This window comes from Nocardia sp. Tas62D01 (assembly GCF_055232035.1).
In genome coordinates, this window is the sequence record NZ_JBUYUZ010000001.1 from 1,816,924 (window position 1) to 1,835,073 (window position 18,150).

An 18,150-nucleotide genomic window follows, 5' to 3' on the forward strand; every position below is an offset into this window, starting at 1 on the left:
ATGCGAATCGCATTGCACACCAGCCTGAAACCCGGCGCCGAAGCCGCCTACGAGGCCGCGCATGGCGAGGTGCCCGCGGAACTCGTCGAGGCCATCAGGAACGCCGGTGCCACGTCGTGGACGATCTGGCGCAGCGGCACCGATCTATTCCATGTAATCGACTGTGCCGCATACGATGCGCTGCTCGAACAGCTGGCCGAGCTGCCGGTCAACATTGCCTGGCAGCTGCGGATCAACAAGTATCTCGAAGCGTCGCACGACTATTCGGCCGCAGGCACCGACGCGGCACTGCCGGTGATGTGGGAGCTCGATCCCTCGGCGGGTGACGCGGGTGCATGACGTAGGAGACGTCGTCCTCGGCGGCGCGGGCTACGCGGGGCTGTACCGGGCGATCGGCGAGGCAGCGGCGCACGAGGCGATCGCGGCGGCGTGGGATGCCGGGATCCGCGCCTTCGACACCGCGCCGCACTACGGTGCGGGCAGCAGCGAAGAACGCCTCGGCCGGTTTCTACGCAGCCGCCCGCGTTCGGAATACATGGTGTCGACCAAGGTGGGTCGCCTGCTCTACGACGATCCACGGGCAGCCGACGGCGTCGCCGACTTCTACGGGGCGTCGAAACGATCACGGCGACAGGACTATTCGGCAGCGGGTGTCCGGCGTTCGCTCGAGGATTCACTGACCCGGCTCGGCCTGGACCGGGTCGATCTGCTGCTGATCCACGATCCGGACGACCATCAGGACGAAGCCATTGCCGCAGCGGTACCCGAACTCGACCGAATGCGGGCCGAAGGCGTCGTCTCCGGCATCGGCGTCGGCGTCAACGACGTCGATGTGGCGCTACGCTTCGTGCGGGAAACACCAATCGATCACGTCATGATCGCCGGGCGCTACACGCTTCTGGACCGGCGCGCCGAGGCCGAACTCCTCCCCGAATGCGCGCGGCGCGGCATCCAGGTGCTGATCGCCGGTGTGCTCAACAGCGGAATTCTGGCGGATCCGCGGCGGCAGGCCACCTTCGACTATCGCCCGGCCGACCGCCACATCGTCGAACGCGCGGTCGCGATGGACGAGACCTGCGCGAAATACGGTGTGCCCCTGCGTGCGGCGGCATTGCAGTTTCCGCGACGAAACGACTCGGTCGGCGCGACTGTCATCGGCGCGGGCACCGACAAGCAGGTCGACGACACTGTCGCCATGCTGAACACCGCCGTGCCGGAAGCACTCTGGGACGAACTCGACGCACTGGCCGGGTACTGATGTCAACCCGCGGCCTTGCCCAACCACTCCATCACACCGCCGACGTGCGCGAGCGCACGGGCCTGGGCCAATTCCGGGTCGTGCGCGGCGATCGCGTCGCAGATGCCGCGGTGCTCGGCGACGGTGCGCTCGAAGGCCCGCTCCTCGGTGATGCCCCGCCAGATCCGGGCTCGCATCGTCGGCAGCGACAGCGAATCCAGCAGGGAGGCAAGCACTTTGTTGCCGGAGGCAGCGGCGATGGCGGCGTGGAAGTTCAGGTCCAGCGCCACCAGTTCGGTCACCGACGACGTCTCGGGTTCGACCAGCGTGCGCAAATGCTCGATTTGATCCTCGGTCATCTGCTGCGCGGCCAGCGCGGTCGCGGCGGGCTCCAGGATGCGCCGGACGCCGAGAATGTCCAATACCGAGTCGTCCTGGTGGAATTCGAGCAGGAAGCTCATGGCGTCGAGCAGCGACTTCGGTTCCAGGCTGGACACATAGGTGCCGTCGCCCTGGCGCACGTCCAGGATCCGGACCAGCGACAGCGCCCGCACCGCTTCGCGCAGCGAATTGCGCGAGACGCCGAGATCCGCGGCGAGATCCGCTTCGCGGGGCAACCGCGAGCCGGGCTTCAGATCGCCCGAGACGATCATCGCCTTGATCTTCGCTATCGCGTCGTCGGTGACCGACACCTGTTTCCTTTCGCCCTCGAGGATGTGAACCTATGCCTCCGATGACTGTAGACGCCCACGTTCATGTTTGGCGCATTGACGGTGGAAAATTCCACGTCGAATACGATTGGCTGACCGAAACATCCGATGTCTTGTATCGGACGTACACTCTGAAGGATGTTGAGGCGGAGTTGGTCGAGCACGATGTCGGCGCGATAGTGCTCGTGCAAGCTTCCGATTCGCTGGCCGAGAACCACGCCCTGCTGGCCGCCGCGGCCCGATCGCCGCGTACGGCCGCCGTAGTCGGCTGGCTACCGCTGCACAAGCCCGATCTCGTCGCGGCCGAATTGCCCGCGCTGCGTAGGCATCCTCGATTCGTCGGCGTCCGGCACATGATCCATCGCGATCCGGACCCGACCTGGCTACTGCGACCCGAAGTTTCGGATGGTCTAACCCTGCTGGCTCAGGCCGGACTCACGTTCGACGCGGTGGCCGAGCGATCGGATCTGCTGGCGCAGGTCCCGGTGATCGCGCGCGAACACCCCGATCTGACCATCGTGCTCGACCACCTGGGCAAGCCCCCGATCGCGTCGGGCGAGTGGCAGCCGTGGGCCGATCTGCTCGCCGACGTGGCGGCCCAGCCGAATGTGGTGGCCAAGATCTCCGGGCTGGCAACGGTATCCGGTACGGAGATCAGCGCCGCGCGCTGGCAGCCCTACGTCGACCATGCCCTGCGGGTGTTCGGACCCGCGCGGCTGATGGTCGGCGGCGATTGGCCGTTCACGCTCACCGCCGCGTCGTATCGCACGGTGTGGCAGACCACCCTGGAAACGCTCGACGGGCTGACGCCGGCCGACCGTGCCCAGATCCTGACCGAGGTGGCGCGGCACACCTACAAAATCCCACCGCACAGAATGAAGGAGACAGCGAATGAAGTTGCAGCGCATCGGCGCCCAGGGTGCCGAGCGACCGATAGTCGTCGATGACGAGCAGGCCTATGACCTGAGCTCGCTCACCTCCGATATCGACGGCGACTTCCTCGCATCCGGCGGCATCGACGCCGTCGCGGCGGCACTGGCCGCGGGTCGCCTGTCCCCAATCGACATCACCGGGCAGCGCATCAGCGCCCCGATCGCGCGACCGCAGGCAGTGTGGTGCATCGGCATGAACTATGCCGCGCACGCCGAGGAATCGGGGGCGAAGCCGCCGGAAGCGCCGGTGGTCTTCTTCAAGACGCCGAACACGGTGGTCGGCCCCTACGACGATGTCCTCATCCCCCGCGACTCCCACAAGACGGACTGGGAGGTCGAACTCGCGGTGGTGATCGGCAAACGCGCGCGCTACCTCGGCTCGCCGGAGTACGCGATGAATCACATTGCGGGATACACTATTTCGAACGACGTCTCCGAACGCGAGTTCCAACTCGAACACTCCGGCGGCCAATGGTCCAAAGGCAAATGCTGCGAGACCTTCAATCCCCTCGGCCCCGCGCTGATCCCCCGTGACCAGCTCGACCCCGGCAATCTGCGCCTGCGCTCGTTCGTCAACGGCGAGGCCCGCCAGGATTCCAGCACCGCCGACCTGATCTTCGGCGTGGCCTATCTCGTCTGGCATCTGTCGCAGTACGCGGTCCTCGAACCCGGTGACATCATCAACACCGGAACCCCGGAGGGCGTGGCTCTTTCCGGCCGCTACCCCTACCTGCGCGACGGCGACGTGGTCGAGGTCGAGATCGAGGGCATCGGCCGCGCCAGGCAGCAGTGCCGCGACGCCAGATGAAGGCGCGCTCTCGTGCCCCCGGCGCCGGAACCGCGCAGCAGTGACCGTCGGCTGTTCGTGACCGTCCTCCGCCACCGCGTGCGTGGTGCTCACTCCGATGGGCGCACCTGGCAGATCATCGACGGGCGGGTCGTCGACCACACACCTCCCACCGGGTAGCGGCGGCCGAGCCACACCGCGCGGCTCAGAACAAGGTCATCGGCTCGGTCGGATGCGGGTCGGGGAGCTCCTCCAGTTCTGGAACCAGTGCACGCACCTCGTCGTGGAAGCGGCGCGCGAGGTCCAAAGAGCTTGCGTTGTCCGGAGTATGAATGAAAACCGTGGGCGCGCGACCCTCGCGCAGCCATCCGGCGACCACGTCGAGCCACGGCTGCCAGCCCGCGATCGTGCGCTCCGCCGCGTCCCGACCGTGGTACCGAACGATCGGGAATTCGGTGAGGGCCCGCGTCCGACGCGGCAGCCGTGGCTTCTTCGACCGTGCCTCGTGCTCAGCCGCGCTGGTCGAGGGTCCGTCGAAAAGTACTGTGGTGTCGAAAGGTATCCACTCGGCGTCTACCCGGGCGAGCACTCGTTCCAACTGTTGCGCGGCCCGCTCGTCCTCGAAGAAGGCGGGATGCCGGACCTCGACGGCAGCGCGGTACGAGCTCGGCAGCTGGCGCAGAAATCCCGCCAGCGCCCCGAGATCGTTCGGCCCGAAGGAGCCGGGCAACTGGACCCACAGCGCATGGATGCGTGGCCCGAGCGGCTCGACCGCCGTCAGAAACGCGCCGAGCTCTGCCTCGGCGCCATTCAGCCTGCGCTCATGCGTAATCGGCTTGGGCAGTTTGACGACGAACCGGAACTCCGGCGGGGTCTGCTCGGCCCACATCTGCACGGTCCGCCGCTGCGGTGTCGCGTAGAACGTGGTGTTCCCCTCCACCGCATCGCACCACTGCGCATACGACCGCAACCGCTCCCCCGCGACCGGCTGCCGATCTCGCCAAGCCGCGTGCGTCCACATCGCGCATCCCACGTGAAGCCGCATGCCTTCGACGCTAACGCACACGTGGACGAGCGCCGACGTCGGAGACCACCGCGACGCCCGACAGACATCGGCAATGATGGACGGCCCAGTACTGCAACGGCACTCAGGTGAGTGGGTGGCCGCGGCGGCGGTAGTGGGATAAACGGGGCTTGGTGTTGCCGGCGTCGCCAGGCCGACCAGGCCCAGATGTGGTCGGCGGGATGTAGACGTGTCAGTACGAATGCCACCAGCAGGCGGCGGATCTCCGGACTCCAGTGCCTCTTCAAAATAGGTCGCTGCGGTAACCGGGTGCCGTGTTGACCGTCGGAGAAAGATGTCGGTGGTGGGCGCTACGGTGGCCGGGTGAACCGTACGGACCGCCTGTACGCCATCGTCGAAGATCTGCGCGCCGTGGCGCCGCGCCTGCGCACCGCACGTGAGCTAGCCGGCCGTTACGAGGTCAGCGCCCGCACCATCGAGCGGGACATCAGCGCATTACAGCAGGCGGGTGTGCCGATCTACGCCGATGTCGGCCGCCGCGGTGGCTATGCGCTCGAGAAGACCATGTCCTTGCCGCCGCTCAATTTCACCCCGGCTGAGGCCGTCGCGATCGCGGTGGCTTTGGAGCGCAGTCAGGGTGCGCCGTTCGATCGGGCCGGGCGCAGCGCCCTGGGCAAGGTCCTCGCGGTAATGCCGGAACACAAGGCGAGCGCCGCACGTGACCTGGCGGCGCGAGTGCGAGTGATGGAGGCGGCGGATGTGCCGCGCGCGCAGGAGATCCCGGCGGTGATCGGCCAGGCGATCGAAGCCGGACGAGTGTTGCGGATGACGTATCGGGACCGAGCGGGCGAGTGCACCAAGCGTGAGGTGGAGCCGTCCGCGTTGCTGGTCGGCGTGCACGGTTGGTACCTCGTGGCGTGGTGCAGGTTGCGCCATGATTCCCGCTGCTTTCGCCTCGACCGCATCGGGGATGTTGCGATCACGGACCTCTTGGTGTCGACGCGAGCCGCGCAGGAGATCGACGTCCCCGATTGCACGATGAGGACAGTCTCACTGTGAAACACCGACAGGGGGTTGTCGCGTGGCCGCGCGAGGGTGGTCGAGCACGACAACGACATCCACTTTCCTGGAGGCTGATAGATGAGTACGCCCGCGTTCAACACGGTGACCTGGTTCCAAGTCGGTAGCAACGAACCGGAGCAGGCCAAGTCGTTCTACGGTGACCTGTTCGACTGGAGCTTTGTCTCCGACCCCAGCAGCGACGGTCGCTACGACCTGATCCGATACGCCGACAGCGACATCCCGGTCGGCGGTATCGGGCACACCGAGGACGCCACGGACAACCACGCGACCTTTTTCGTGGAGGTGGCCGACGTGAGCGCCACCGTTGCCGACGCCGAGCGCTTGGGCGCAAAGGTATTGGCGCCGCCGACGACGAACGAATCGGGCTTGGTCTTCGCCCACCTCATGGACACCTCAGGCAATCGATTCGGCGTCTTCACCCCGCCGCCGGCGGCCTGAGCCCTAGGGGTGGTGCGTCGTGATGCGGCGCACCACCTCCGCGAAGTCGCGGGTGGTGAAGGCGTCGAGGGCGGCCAGCAGGCCGGTGGTCTCCGCGAGAAGCGTTCTAATGCCTCTTCAAGCAACGTAGGGGAGGAAATCGGGTAGCCGGATCTTCGACTCGACGGCGAACTCGTTGAGTTCAGCGTGCTGGTTGCGCCAGCGGATGTAGGCGCCGCTGGCGTCGTCTTGTTCGCCGTGGCTTTTGGTGGTCGGTGCCGTTGAGGACGTTCCTTACCTAGTTCGCTAGCGGGCGAGAACGCTCGTGGCGAGAGTGTCGGTGAGCGCGGTGAGCACCGCGGAGCATCCGGCATCGAGGGTGAGCGCGGCCAGTTCGTCGCCGCGGGTTGGGCCGCGGTTGATGATGACCACGGGCCGTGCGTGTTTCGCCGTGTGGCGCACGAAGCGCAGGCCCGACATGACGGTCAGGGAGGAACCGACCACCAGTAGTGCGTCGGCGTTGTCGACCAGATCGAATGCGGCGGCGACGCGGTCCTTGGGCACGTTCTCGCCGAAGTAGACGATGTCCGGTTTGAGCAGGCCGCCGCAGCGTTCGCAGTCGACCATGCGGAAGTTGTCGGTGTCGGTGATCACCGCGTCCGCGTCGGGCGCCACCTCGACGCCGCTGGCCCTCGCATCGGCCGCGAAACCCGGGTTCGCGGCCTCGAGGCGCTCGGCAAGCGCCATGCGGGAGATGAGGGCTTCGCAGCCGAGGCACCGGACGCGAGCGTAGGTGCCGTGCAGGTCGATGACGCGGCGTTGGCCTGCTTTGGTGTGCAGCAGATCAACGTTCTGGGTGATCAAGCCGGTGACGATGCCCATCGATTCCAACCGGGCGAGGGCGCGATGCGCCGGGTTGGGGCGAGACCCGTCCATGGCGCGCCAGCCGATGTGGTTGCGCGCCCAGTAGCGCTGCCGGAAGGCCGCGTCGCCGACGAACTGCTGGTAGGTCATGGGATTCCGGGGCGGGGAGGTCGGGCCGCGATAGTCGGGGATGCCACTGTCGGTGGACACACCGGCACCGGTAAGCACCGCCACCCGGCGGCCCATGAGCAGCTCGAGCAGCCGGTCGAAGTCCGCGTCGACCTGCGGTTCCGAGATTTCCGACATGGAATTCAGGGTACTGCCGGGGTGCCGGCCACACCGTCGACCTGCAGTGACCCGGCACGGTCGACGAAACCTCGGCACTATCAGCCCGACGTCATGGGCCGAGGTGCGGCCGCCCACCGGAAGGTCTCAGACCGCGCCGGTTCGTTGGTCGGTCAGGAATGCCGTCATCGCCGCCGCGACCGCTTCGGGCCGGTCGAGCATGGACAGGACGTAGGCGTCGTCGATCTCGATTAGCCTGCCTTTCGGCAGCAAGGCCGCCAGCCTGCGTCCGTGCTCGCGCGGCATCACCTTGCCCGCGGACGACCACAACACCAGCGCCTCGCCGGAAAAGTGTTGCAATGCCTCGGTATTCGCGATCAGATCGGATTTCACGAAGTCCGAGGTGGCGTATTCGAGCAGATCCCGCCGAATCCCTTTGTCGCGCAACGCGGGTTCGGTCCAGCCCCGGATCAGGTCGTCGGGCAGCGGGTTTCGTGCCATATGCCCCATCAGCATGGGCGAGTTGCGCAGCCACCGAATCCGTAGCTGCCGCAACGCGAGGGTGATTCCACCCGGCATCCGCACCGCGATGCCGACCATCTTCCCGGGCAGCCCCGGCGGGAAGTTGTCGAACGCCTCGCACGGCAGTGCGATCAGCCGGGCGACACGTTGGTCGAGGCCGTAGGCGGTGAGGAAAATCCCGCCGCCCCAATCGCTGTGCACCAGGGTCACGTCGTGCAGATCGAGTTCGGCCATGAAATCCGCGATGATCTGGTTCTGCCCGCGCAGGCTGAGATCGGTGTCCGGACGCATCGCTATCGGGTGCGCGCCGAGCGGCAGGTCGGGCAGCACATAGCGAAAACCCTTGGGCAGCAGGTCGATTACCCGATCCCACACGGTGTGGTTCATCAGCAGGCCGTGCAGCAGCACCACCGGCGGGCCATCGCCACGCTCGATGTAGTGGATGCGACCGGCCGCGATCTCAGCTGTAGGCATCTTCGAACCTCCACTAGAGTAACCGCTCTAGAGCATTTGCTCTATTCTTAGGTCGTGGCCGCATCGATGTCAACCAGCACCAGGGAACGAATCCTCACGGCGATGGCCGAGCTGATGCGCAGGCAGGGCTACGGCGCGACCACCGTGAAGCAGGTGAGCGAGGCGGCGCACGCGCCGATGGGCTCGCTCTATCACTACTTTCCGCAGGGTAAACAGCAAATCGCGGCCGAGGCCCTGCGCGCCGCGGGCGCGGCTTACATCCAACTGCTGCCGCTGCTGATGGACGCGCAAGACGACCTGCGCGAGGCGGTGCCCGCAGCCTTCGCGGAGGCGGCGGAGCAGATGGAGCAGTCCGGGTGGATCAATATGTGCCCGGTCGTCACGATCGCGGGCGAAATCGCCGACAACGAACCGGCGCTGCGCGGGGTCGCGGCCGAAATCCTCGACTCCTGGATCGATCGCGGCACCGAATACTTCACCGGCCGCGGACTCGACCCGACGGCGGCCCGCCAATTCACCCTCGCGCTATTGAGCGCACTGGAGGGCGCCTTCATCCTCAGCCGCACCCTGCACTCCACCGAGCCATTGCGCGCCGCGGGCCACGCGGTAGCCCTCCAGCTGGTCAGCCATCAATTCTGAGCAGTGCAGAACTCCGCTGCGAGCATGTCGTCGAAAATGCCGATCGGGTCCTGCCAGCCCGCATCGACCCAGTCGCCGTTGACGTTGGTGGTGAGCAGGCGCTCGCCGTCGCGGCTGCGGTCGTAGTCAACCGAAGTTGCTAAATATGGGTCGTCACCGGCACGAATCCTGGCTAGGTTCGGACCTATGCAACTCGGCCAGCCCAGTCGTACAGCCCTGGCTACCGCCTACGCCCGCGCCTACCATCAGATCGCGCCCGAACCGCGAATATTCACCGACCCGTTGGCCATTCGGATCGCGGGCGTGAGCGCGAATGAGCTCGCCGATCGGGAAACCGCTACGCTCAACGAACCCGAGGGCGAGACGACCCGCAAGCGCGCGCGGCGCCTGTTCCTCGCCGCCCGCGCGCGCTTCTCGGACGAGACCATCGCCGCCGCCGTCGCCGCTGGCAGCCAACAGGTGGTGGTCCTCGGCGCCGGACTGGATACCTTCGCCTACCGCAACCCGCACCCGAACATCCGGGTGTTCGAGGTCGACCATCCCGACACCCAGGAGTGGAAGCGCCACCGTCTCGACACGGCGGGCATCACCACCCCGACCGCACTGACCTTCGCCCCGGTCGACTTCGAAAGCCAAACGCTCGCCGAAGGATTGGCCGCGGCCGGTTTCGACCGGAGTCGGCCCGCGGTATTCGTCTGGCTCGGGGTGGTGATGTATCTGACCAGGGACGCCATCCTCGACACGCTGCGTTTCGTTGCCGCCCAGGCCGTGCCGACACACCTGGTCTTCGACTATCTCTATCCGGCCTCCGCCGCAGCGCCCGAGGACGCGGCGCAACGGCGGGCCAGGGCCGACCGAGTCGCCTCGATCGGCGAGCCATGGCTCACGTTTTTCACGGCCGAGGAAATCGCCCGCGAGCTGCGCGAGATCGGATTCGACGAGGTAGACGATCACGCAGGACCGACTTTGGTTGCCGACTATCTCGGCATCCCGCCGTCGGCCGCGTCCGCCGCCCCGCCGCACGTGCTGCGCGCCGCGCGCACCAAGTAACTACGCCACCACCGCCTCCTGCGGCTGCTGGTCCTGCGTCTTCGGGCGGGTCCGGAGCAAGGTCAGGCCGAGCAGGGCGGCGGCGATGCTGAAGCCCGCGCTGATCCAGGAGCCCGTGGACATGGCGGTGGTGAAGGCCGTCTTGGCGGGCTCGCCGTAGCCGAGTTGGAATGCGGCGCCAATGGATTCGCGCGCGGCCGCCGGGGCGTCCTCCGGCATGTTCGAGGTGAACACACCCGCCAGCACACTGCCGAGGATCGCGATACTGATCGCCATACCGACCTGCTGCAAGGTGTCGTTCATGGCCGAACCGACACCGGCATGCTCGAGCGGGATGGCGCTCATGATCGAGGCGTACGCGGCAGGACCGGCAAGTCCGCCACCGACGCCCATGACGAGCATGCTGATCAGGACCCAGACGTAACCCGATCCCATGGCCAGGATGGCGAACGCCCCACCCATGACGAGCAGACCCGCGACGATGAGCGTCTTGTTGCTCAGCGTCTTGCCAAGGGTCGCACCGAGGCCATTGCACACGGCCGCGGCCAGGGCGTACGGCAACAGCGCCAGACCAGCCTTCATCGGCCCGTAACCGAGCACGAACTGCAGATACTGCGTGAGCATCAGCATGATCGCGCCCATGCCGAATACCATCAGCAGCAACGTGAACGCGGTGCCGGTGAAGTCACGGTTGCGGAAGACGGCCAACGGCAACATCGGATGTTCGGATCGGCTCTCCCAGAAGGCGAACGCGACGAACGCCACCACCGCGAGCACGATCATTCCGATGTTCCATTCGCGCTCGATGATCACATAGACCGTCGAGCCGAGCGCGGTGACCGACAGCAGCACGCCGACGAGGTCGACCGGACGCTGCTCGCCCTTCGATTCGGGCATCAGCACAAATGCGGCGATGATCGCGGCCACCGCGACCGGGATGTTCAGCAAGAAGACCGATCCCCACCAGTAGTGTTGCAGCAGAAAGCCACCCAGCGTCGGCCCGAGCACGATGCCGACCATCGACACGGTCGACCAGGCGGCCATCGCCTTGCGACGCTCGTCCTCGGCGAAGGTGGTCATCAGGATGGACAGCGTCGAGGGCATCAGCAGCGAGCCGCCGATGCCCATGGCCGCGCGAGCGGCGACCACCTCCCAAGGCTCGGTGGCCAGCACGGCCAGCAGGGATGCCGCGCCGAACACCGCAAGGCCGACGATCAGCATCCGCCGCCTGCCGAAACGGTCCGACAGGCTGCCCGCGGTGAGCAGCAGACCGGCGAAGACAAGAACATAGGCGTCGAGGATCCACTGCACGTCCGACGGTGTAGCGCCGAGCTCGCGGATCAATGACGGGATTGCGATATTGAGCACGGTGCCGTCGATCATCAGCACCAGCAAGGACAAACAGAGGACCCCCAGAATCCACCAACGGCGGGGATCTCGAACGACAGTCGATTCCATTCGCACACCGTACGATAGAATCGAACGGTGTGCGAGCAAATTACGTCGGCCCGATGACCAGGCAGTTCACCTCGGTGTGGACCCGGGAGCCCCGCCGGCCCAAGACATCCGGGCTCGGGCGTGACCAGATCGTCGCCGCCGCGGTAGAAATCCTCGACGCCGAAGGTCTGGACGCATTGAGCATGCGCAAGCTCGGCGCCAAACTCGACGCGGGCGCGACCAGCCTCTACTGGTACGTCGCGAACAAGGACGAGCTGCTGGAGCTGGCCCTCGACGCGATCTGGGGACTGGTCGATGCTCCCGAGCCGGAAGAAACCTCATGGCGCGAAGTGGTGACCACGTTCTGCTACAGCCTCCGGGTCACCATGCTGGCCCACCCCTGGGTGGCCACCATCATCGGCATCCTGCCCAGCGTGGGCCCGAACGCGTTCGCGCTCAGCGATCGACTGCGCCGCACCTTCATCGGAGCCGGTTTCCTCGGCATCGACACCTACCTTGCCAGCTCCACGGTGATGAGCTATGTACTCGGACAGGTCATTCCGGAAGTCGCCATCACCAAGGCATACGAGGGCGAGTTCGACACCGAAGGCATGCTGGAGTTGATGGACGAGCTCGGCCACGGCTATCCCGAGATGGTCGCCGACTACCGCAATCAGATTCCGGCCGACCCTGCTGTCGGCCGGGCGATGGCGTTCGATTTCGGGCTGCTGTGTGTCATGGACGGCCTAGAGGCGAGGCTGAAAAACGACTCCCGCGCTTAGTCCGCAGTCGGTCGCTACCCGCAGAGCGCGGCATCGACGAGGTTGTCCATATCGGCGTGGCGCGCACCCATGGCGTGCTGGAGGGTCAGTTGGTTCATGCTCACCGTGACCGCGCGGTCCGCGGTCGCCGCGCCGAACACCAGGAAGCCGTTCATGGCTCCGCCGTGGCTCCAGGTCTCGATGCCACACGAGTTGATTCTGCGAAACAGGCCCAGACCGACATCATCGGGTCGGGGCGGGTCATTGGTCGGGACGGTGTGCAGCATCTCGGCCAATTGCGGTGGTGGGCAGCAGGTTTCCGGATAACAGCGCCATGAAGAAGCGGTTCAGATCGGCTCCGGTGGACACCATCGCGCCATCGGCCAGGCCCCAGCCAGGATCGATGTCGGTGATGTCGACGCGATTGCCATCGAAGGTGTCGTAGCCCTGCGGATGTGGTCGCCGCATCACGTTTTCCACGGGGAACAGTGTCCAGTAGGTGTCGCGGAGTCCGAGTGGCACCAGGATCCTCCGGGTGACTTCCAGGCCCACCGGTACACCGGTGACCTGCTCGATCAGCTTGCCCGCCAACAAGTAGTTGGTGTTGGAGTAGCCGAAGTCCGATCCGGGCGTGAATTCGGACGGCTGGTCGAGGCCGAGCCGGATCAGCTGGTCGGCGGACTTGTATCGCCGCAATGCGTCGACCGACCCCAGATCCAGCTGGTTGAGGTGATTAGGAATTCCGCTAGTGTGCTGCAACAGATTTCGCACGGTGATCAGATTTCCGTCACCGCCGGGCCCGTGCACAACGCCGGGGAGGTACCGCGCCACTGGGGCGTCGAGTTCCACTCGGTGTTCGGCCACCAGTTCCAGCACGACCGTTGCGACGAATGTCTTGGTGTTGCTGGCGATCCGAACCTGGGCGGTATCCGGGAACGCCGCGCCGCTCACCACATCCCCTACGCCGCTATCGATCTGGGTTTCCCAGCCGTCCACGGTGCGCACCAGCTGCGCACCAGGGACGTTGGAAGTCCGAACCAGATCGTCCAGCGCTGCCTGTAACCGCTCGGTACGCGTCGGCTCGGCGGTCGACACCGCCGCTTGGGGCAGCAGCGACACCGCCATTGCGACAGCCCATGCCGACATCATCGCGAACCATCTCATCGGGCCTCACTCTGCATGGCAAGTGACCGTCCCGCTCTAGGCGATCATTCATGGCTGGTATCCAGCACTGCAGACAGACATACGGGAGCGGGGCTCGTCTGGTTCGAACCGAATTCGACGCGACATCACCAGCTCTTGGCGGCGGCGAGCAGCCGGGTGCGGACAAGTTCGACGTGCCCGCGCGGCGCCGACGCGGCGGGCGAGGAATCCGGTGTTGATCGGCGGATCCTGGGGTTCCAGCAGGGGAGCGATTTCGCCGGAGGCGAGTTCGCGCGCACACCAGATCGAACGAGAGGCGGCCGGCGCCTGACGACCACCGCTCGAATGTCCGCCGTCGGAGGCTGACTCGTCATGTACCGGGACCGGAGCGTTCAACTGGCGACCGTACGGTTGCGCTGTAGAGGTCGACGGCGGACAGAGTTTCCCATGCTGGACCCCGGATTCGTACCTTATGGCTGGCCAACGTGGCGACGGGCGCGGCGGCGGTGTCCGTACGGACAGCCCGCCACACCCAGCCCACCTTCATCATGCTCGGCACTGATTCGGTTCGAGCGCAACATGATTCACTGGTAGCCTCCGATCTCGAGGTGGTCACCGTGACCGACCGATCGGTGATCGTGACCTGGACTACTCGGGCACGGAATCGGCACGGACAGTCTGATGCACTACGACGCGCCCGGCGCGCTACCGGGTGTGGGCCAGTGCGCCGCCCTTCAGGGCCGTGGTGAAGGCCCACGGGGAGGCCCGTCAGGGCCGAGCGTGTTCTAGACCGGGTGGTCCTGTTGCTTGATGTACTGCCGCAGCACCGAGATCGGTGCGCCGGCGACCGACCCGGCGAAGTACGATCCCGACCACAGCTTTTGGGTGCGCCAGTAGTGCTGGACCAGGTCGGGGAACTCTTGGCGCAGTCTGCGTGAGGACACGCCTTTGAGGGAGTTCACCAGCCGCGACAACGCGACCTTCGGCGGGAAGTTCACCAGGAGGTGCACGTGGTTCGCCTCTCCGTTGAACTCGACTAGTTCGCACTCGAAGTCCGTGCACACCACCCGCATGACCTCCTCCATCCGCTCCAAGTGCCGGGCAGAGAACACCCGGTGCCGATACTTCGTCACGAAAACCAAATGCGCGTGCAGGACGAAAACGCAGTGCCTGCCAGTGCGAATCTCGCTGTAGTCAGCCATACACCAATGTTACGATCATCGTGTGCAGCTGCGGTACCAGTTCCGTGTCTACCCGACGCCCGGCCAGCAGGAGTCGCTGGCACGCGCGTTCGGGTGTGCGCGGGTGGTGTACAACGATGCGTTGGCGGCGCGCGAGCAAGCGCGGCGTGACGGGGCGCGGCGTATTTCGGACGCGGAGTTGTCGAAACGCTCACCGAGGCGAAGAAGACACCCGAGCGGGCATGGCTGTGTGAGGTCTCCGCGGTATTTCGCCAAGGTCGACCGGTTCTTCCCGTCGTCGCAACTGCGCTCAGACTGCGGGGTGATCGACGGGAAGAAACCGCTGTCGGTGCGGTCGTGGACGTGCCGGTGTGGCGCCGTCCACGATCGGGATGTGAACGCGGCACGAAACATTCTCGCCGCCGGCAGTTGAAGAACTTCAACCCTGTCGGTACCGCGATCAGGAACGTCATGAACGAGAAGAACGGCAGCAGCACGGCGCCGGTCGCGTACATGTGGTGTGCCCACACCGCGACCGACAGCGCGCCGATACCCAGCGTCGCGTAAACCAGCGCGTTGTAACCGAATAGCGGTTTGCGACTGAACATCGGTGACGATCCCGAAGAACGGTAGCGCGACGATATACACCTCGGGATGGCCGAAGAACCAGAACAGGTGCTGCCACAACAGGATTCCCCCGGTCGCCGGATCATAGATGTGTCCACCGAGATGCCGGTCGACCGCCAGCGCCATCAGCGCCGCCGTCAGGATCGGAAAGGCAAGCAGCACAAGCACACTGGTGACGAGTATGTTCCAGGTAAAGATCGGCATCCGGAACATGGTCATGCCTGGACAACGCAGGCAGATCACCGTGGTGATCATGTTGACGCCGCCGAGGATGGTGCCGACACCGGAGACCGCCAGACCCATGATCCACAGATCCGCGCCAACGCCGGGCGCGTGCTCGATGGTGCTCAGTGGTGTATAGCCGGTCCAGCCGAAATCGGCAGGCCCGCCCGGCGTGACGAATCCAGCCGTCGCCAGCGTCGCACCGAACAGATAGAGCCAATAACTGAACGCATTCAGCCGGGGGAACGCGACATCGGGCGCCCCGATCTGTAGCGGCAGCACGACATTGGCGAAGCCGAACACGATCGGAGTCGCGTAGAACAGCAGCATGATCGTGCCATGCATGGTGAACAGCTGGTTGAACTGTTCCGGTGAGAGGAACTGCATGCCGGGTCGCGCCAGCTCACCGCGCATCAATAGGGCGAGCAGACCGCCGATGAAGAAGAAGGACATCGCGGTGACCAGATACATGACCCCGAGCACTTTGGGATCGGTGGTCGTGATCATCTTCCAGACATAGGAACCCTTCGGCCCCATCCGCTGCGGATACGGTCGGATAGCTTGAACTTGCGTAACGCTCACGACCGTCGCCACCTTCCCAACCCGCCGACCAGCCAGTTACCGGATTATGCGCCTCTTCGATCTCGCGGATGGTCGCTTTGAGCCATTGACGCCGTCGCCCGACTCGATCGTGCGACGATGGGTTGGCCTTGCCGGATACCGAGCAGATAAGGGATCGACCATGGGGAATCTCGACGGCAGGGTAGCCGTGATCACCGGCGGAGCACGTGGTCAGGGCCGCGCGCACGCGGTGGCGCTGGCCGGCGCGGGCGCGGACATCGTGGTGTGCGATATCGCCGAACCGATCGTCAGCGTGCCCTATCCACTCGGTTCCGACTCCGATCTGGCGGAGACCGCCGCGTTGGTGGAGAAAGCGGGCCGCCGCTGCCTGACGGTCAAGGCCGACGTACGCAGCCAGACGGAGATGAACGCGGTGGCCGAGGCGGCGATCGACGACTTCGGCCGTATCGATATCCTGATCGCCAACGCGGGCATCTCCTCCAACTCACCCATCGCGGAGATGGACGAACAGATCTGGCAGGACATGATCGACGTCAATCTGACCGGCGTCTTCCACAGCTTCCGCGCCGTGGTGCCGTACATGATCGAACGTCGCTGGGGTCGAATCGTCGCGACCTCCTCCATTGTCGGCCGGATGGGCGTGAAATACGGCGGCCATTACGCCGCGGCGAAATGGGCGGTGATCGGCCTGGTCAAGTCGCTGTCCCTGGAGGTGGTGGACCACGGCATCACCGTCAACGCGGTACTCCCGTCCGGCGTGGACACCGACATGATCCAGAACCCCGCGATGTGGCGATATCTGTTGCCGGACATCGAGAATCCGACACGCGAAGACGCGATGAAGATGTTCAACTCCGGCCCGCCGAACGGCGGCCTGATCGCGCCCGCCGAGGTGGCCGAGGCAGTGCTGCTCCTGGTATCCGAACAAGGCCGACACTTCAACGGAGAGGCCGTCACCATTTCGGGTGGAATGAGCGCCAGCATCACCTGAGCGCTATATACGTTCACGCCGCGTCGGCTCGCTCGACGCCGCCCTCGCCGACGGGTATGAGGCGACGGCGTAACCTGCCGCGCCGCCGCCCCTTTCGGACATCAGCCGCGCCGCGCCTCGACGCGATCACGAGCGGTCTCGGCGATATGCGCACCACGCTCGCGCGCCGTGGCGGCGAGTTCGGGTCCGCGTTCTTTGGCGATCTCGGCCCAGTCGCTGCCGCGCCGTTTGGCGGTTTCGGCGAGTTCGGGTGCGCGTTCTTTGGCGACTTCGGCCCAGTCGCTGCCGCGCCGTTTGGCTCGGTCGGCGAGGATCGCGGCCCGATGCTTGGCGATCTCCGCCCATTCGGCCCCATGTACTTTAGCGATCTCCGCCCACTCTGACCCGTGCTCCTTGGCGACGTCGGCCAGTTCGGCGCCTCGCTCCTTGGCTACTTCCGCCCACTCCGAGCCATGCTGCTGCGCGGTCTCCGCGACCTCCGCTCCCTTCGTCGCGGCGATACCGCTGAGCGTGCGGGCGCGTTCGGCGGCCTCGTGCGCGTGCTCGCGCACCGCCTCACCCGTGGCACTGTCGGCGCTCGCTCCGAACGGCAGCGCCGCCGATACCGCGGCGGCGGCGTTGTGTGCCGCGCGCCTGCCGCGCCAGCCGAGTGAGGGTTTGCCCGCAGTGTCGGCGGCGGCGATCATCAGACCGCCGAGCAGGCCCATATCTTTCAGAAACGCATTTCGCTTGGCGACCTTGCGATCCGGATCCTGCTCTGCCCAGAAATCCTGTTCGGTGACCGTGGCCGGAATAACCGTCGCGGCCAGCACGATCGAGGCGAGTCGCGGCATCTTGCCCAGCGCCAGCAACAACCCACCCGAAACCTGCGCGACCGCGTTGATCCGCACCACCGTCGCGGTATCGGACGGCAGCTTCGCGGCCAGATTATCCGGAAGCCGCTGCTCACCGTGCTGCACAAGGGCCGAAGCCGCTTTAGCACGCGGTTCGGGATGTATCAGTGTGTCCACTCCATCGGCGACAAAAGAAACCGCAAGCAGTGGCCGGGCAAGTCGGCGCAGCAACATAACGTCAAACCCCTTTCCTCGATGGCTATCGACCGGGTTCCCGCGAAGTATGCACTGAAACAAGATGAGCTTGCCCGCCCTCCGCGTATTCAGCGCACCGGTGGGTGCCTGAGAG

The 18,150-nt window shown here is 65.8% G+C and carries 20 protein-coding genes and 1 pseudogene; 11 read left to right on the forward strand and 10 right to left on the reverse strand.

Going from position 1 to position 18,150, the window contains the following annotated elements:
* Positions 1-339, forward strand: coding sequence for an L-rhamnose mutarotase (locus tag ACV7NQ_RS08815; RefSeq protein WP_463359169.1), 339 nt, complete (start codon positions 1-3; stop codon positions 337-339).
* The gene (locus ACV7NQ_RS08820; RefSeq protein WP_463359170.1) at positions 332-1,258 is read left to right on the forward strand and encodes an aldo/keto reductase; all 927 of its coding nucleotides are present in this window, start codon (positions 332-334) and stop codon (positions 1,256-1,258) included. The genes ACV7NQ_RS08815 and ACV7NQ_RS08820 overlap by 8 nt, the downstream gene beginning before the upstream one ends.
* 2 nt (positions 1,259-1,260) lie before the next feature.
* Here the strand turns inward: ACV7NQ_RS08820 and ACV7NQ_RS08825 are convergent, their stop codons facing one another.
* Positions 1,261-1,929, reverse strand: coding sequence for a FadR/GntR family transcriptional regulator (locus ACV7NQ_RS08825; protein ID WP_463359171.1), 669 nt, complete (start codon positions 1,927-1,929; stop codon positions 1,261-1,263).
* A gap of 41 nt (positions 1,930-1,970) precedes the next feature.
* On the opposite strand from ACV7NQ_RS08825, the gene ACV7NQ_RS08830 reads away from it, so the two are divergent.
* Both ACV7NQ_RS08830 and ACV7NQ_RS08835 read left to right on the forward strand, forming a co-directional pair.
* Positions 1,971-2,894 carry an amidohydrolase family protein gene (locus tag ACV7NQ_RS08830; RefSeq protein WP_463359172.1) on the forward strand — a complete coding sequence of 308 codons (924 nt, stop codon included), beginning with the start codon at positions 1,971-1,973 and terminating at the stop codon, positions 2,892-2,894.
* Positions 2,839-3,687 carry a fumarylacetoacetate hydrolase family protein gene (locus ACV7NQ_RS08835; RefSeq protein ID WP_463359173.1) on the forward strand — a complete coding sequence of 283 codons (849 nt, stop codon included), beginning with the start codon at positions 2,839-2,841 and terminating at the stop codon, positions 3,685-3,687. The genes ACV7NQ_RS08830 and ACV7NQ_RS08835 overlap by 56 nt, the downstream gene beginning before the upstream one ends.
* A gap of 184 nt (positions 3,688-3,871) precedes the next feature.
* On the opposite strand, the gene ACV7NQ_RS08840 is transcribed toward ACV7NQ_RS08835, so the two are convergent.
* Positions 3,872-4,711 (reverse strand): DUF72 domain-containing protein, encoded by an 840-nt coding sequence (locus ACV7NQ_RS08840; protein ID WP_463359174.1) that lies wholly within the window; start codon positions 4,709-4,711, stop codon positions 3,872-3,874.
* A 342-nt stretch (positions 4,712-5,053) separates the two neighbouring features.
* On the opposite strand from ACV7NQ_RS08840, the gene ACV7NQ_RS08845 reads away from it, so the two are divergent.
* Both ACV7NQ_RS08845 and ACV7NQ_RS08850 read left to right on the forward strand, forming a co-directional pair.
* A complete protein-coding gene (locus ACV7NQ_RS08845; protein WP_463359175.1) occupies positions 5,054-5,749 on the forward strand; it encodes a helix-turn-helix transcriptional regulator in 696 nt (231 codons plus the stop codon).
* 81 nt (positions 5,750-5,830) lie between these two features.
* A complete protein-coding gene (locus tag ACV7NQ_RS08850; RefSeq protein ID WP_463359176.1) occupies positions 5,831-6,211 on the forward strand; it encodes a VOC family protein in 381 nt (126 codons plus the stop codon).
* A 285-nt stretch (positions 6,212-6,496) separates the two neighbouring features.
* Here ACV7NQ_RS08850 and ACV7NQ_RS08855 read toward each other — a convergent pair whose 3' ends face one another.
* The gene (locus ACV7NQ_RS08855; protein ID WP_463359177.1) at positions 6,497-7,360 is read right to left on the reverse strand and encodes an NAD-dependent protein deacetylase; all 864 of its coding nucleotides are present in this window, start codon (positions 7,358-7,360) and stop codon (positions 6,497-6,499) included.
* A 126-nt stretch (positions 7,361-7,486) separates the two neighbouring features.
* Complete coding sequence (locus tag ACV7NQ_RS08860; RefSeq protein ID WP_463359178.1) at positions 7,487-8,335, reverse strand: alpha/beta fold hydrolase; 849 nt, start codon at positions 8,333-8,335, stop codon at positions 7,487-7,489.
* Between the two features lie 66 nt (positions 8,336-8,401).
* Here ACV7NQ_RS08860 and ACV7NQ_RS08865 point away from each other — a divergent pair, with 66 nt between their 5' ends.
* Entirely contained in the window at positions 8,402-8,974 is a 573-nt protein-coding gene (locus ACV7NQ_RS08865) for a TetR/AcrR family transcriptional regulator (protein WP_463359179.1), read from the forward strand.
* A 186-nt stretch (positions 8,975-9,160) separates the two neighbouring features.
* Positions 9,161-10,024: a class I SAM-dependent methyltransferase gene (locus ACV7NQ_RS08870; RefSeq protein ID WP_463359180.1), complete on the forward strand. Its 864-nt coding sequence runs from the start codon at positions 9,161-9,163 to the stop codon at positions 10,022-10,024.
* Here the strand turns inward: ACV7NQ_RS08870 and ACV7NQ_RS08875 are convergent, their stop codons facing one another.
* Positions 10,025-11,425: an MFS transporter gene (locus ACV7NQ_RS08875; protein WP_463359181.1), complete on the reverse strand. Its 1,401-nt coding sequence runs from the start codon at positions 11,423-11,425 to the stop codon at positions 10,025-10,027. It abuts the gene before it with no gap.
* Positions 11,426-11,535: 110 nt separating this feature from the next.
* Between ACV7NQ_RS08875 and ACV7NQ_RS08880 the strand changes: the two genes are divergently transcribed.
* On the forward strand, positions 11,536-12,243 hold the full coding sequence (locus tag ACV7NQ_RS08880; protein ID WP_463359182.1) for a TetR/AcrR family transcriptional regulator: 708 nt from the start codon (positions 11,536-11,538) through the stop codon (positions 12,241-12,243).
* Between the two features lie 14 nt (positions 12,244-12,257).
* On the opposite strand, the gene ACV7NQ_RS08885 is transcribed toward ACV7NQ_RS08880, so the two are convergent.
* From ACV7NQ_RS08885 to tnpA, 3 genes are all read right to left on the reverse strand, one after another.
* Positions 12,258-12,509, reverse strand: a complete 252-nt coding sequence (locus ACV7NQ_RS08885) for a hypothetical protein (protein ID WP_463366101.1) — start codon at positions 12,507-12,509, stop codon at positions 12,258-12,260.
* Complete coding sequence (locus ACV7NQ_RS08890) at positions 12,484-13,386, reverse strand: serine hydrolase domain-containing protein (protein ID WP_463359183.1); 903 nt, start codon at positions 13,384-13,386, stop codon at positions 12,484-12,486. Before ACV7NQ_RS08890 ends, ACV7NQ_RS08885 begins: the two co-directional genes overlap by 26 nt.
* Positions 13,387-14,150: 764 nt before the next feature.
* Positions 14,151-14,567, reverse strand: a complete 417-nt coding sequence (tnpA, locus tag ACV7NQ_RS08895; RefSeq protein ID WP_463359184.1) for an IS200/IS605 family transposase — start codon at positions 14,565-14,567, stop codon at positions 14,151-14,153.
* 22 nt (positions 14,568-14,589) lie between these two features.
* On the opposite strand from tnpA, the gene ACV7NQ_RS08900 reads away from it, so the two are divergent.
* Complete coding sequence (locus ACV7NQ_RS08900; RefSeq protein WP_463365590.1) at positions 14,590-14,979, forward strand: helix-turn-helix domain-containing protein; 390 nt, start codon at positions 14,590-14,592, stop codon at positions 14,977-14,979.
* On the opposite strand, the pseudogene ACV7NQ_RS08905 reads toward ACV7NQ_RS08900, so the two are convergent.
* Positions 14,975-15,932, reverse strand: a pseudogene (locus ACV7NQ_RS08905) (cbb3-type cytochrome c oxidase subunit I); the annotation flags it as partial. The gene ACV7NQ_RS08900 and the pseudogene ACV7NQ_RS08905 sit on opposite strands and share 5 nt — an antisense overlap.
* A gap of 205 nt (positions 15,933-16,137) precedes the next feature.
* Between ACV7NQ_RS08905 and ACV7NQ_RS08910 the strand changes: the two are divergent.
* A complete protein-coding gene (locus ACV7NQ_RS08910; RefSeq protein WP_463359185.1) occupies positions 16,138-16,968 on the forward strand; it encodes a mycofactocin-coupled SDR family oxidoreductase in 831 nt (276 codons plus the stop codon).
* Positions 16,969-17,069: 101 nt separating this feature from the next.
* Here the strand turns inward: ACV7NQ_RS08910 and ACV7NQ_RS08915 are convergent, their stop codons facing one another.
* The gene (locus ACV7NQ_RS08915; protein ID WP_463359186.1) at positions 17,070-18,035 is read right to left on the reverse strand and encodes a DoxX family protein; all 966 of its coding nucleotides are present in this window, start codon (positions 18,033-18,035) and stop codon (positions 17,070-17,072) included.
* Between the last annotated feature and the right edge of the window lie 115 nt (positions 18,036-18,150).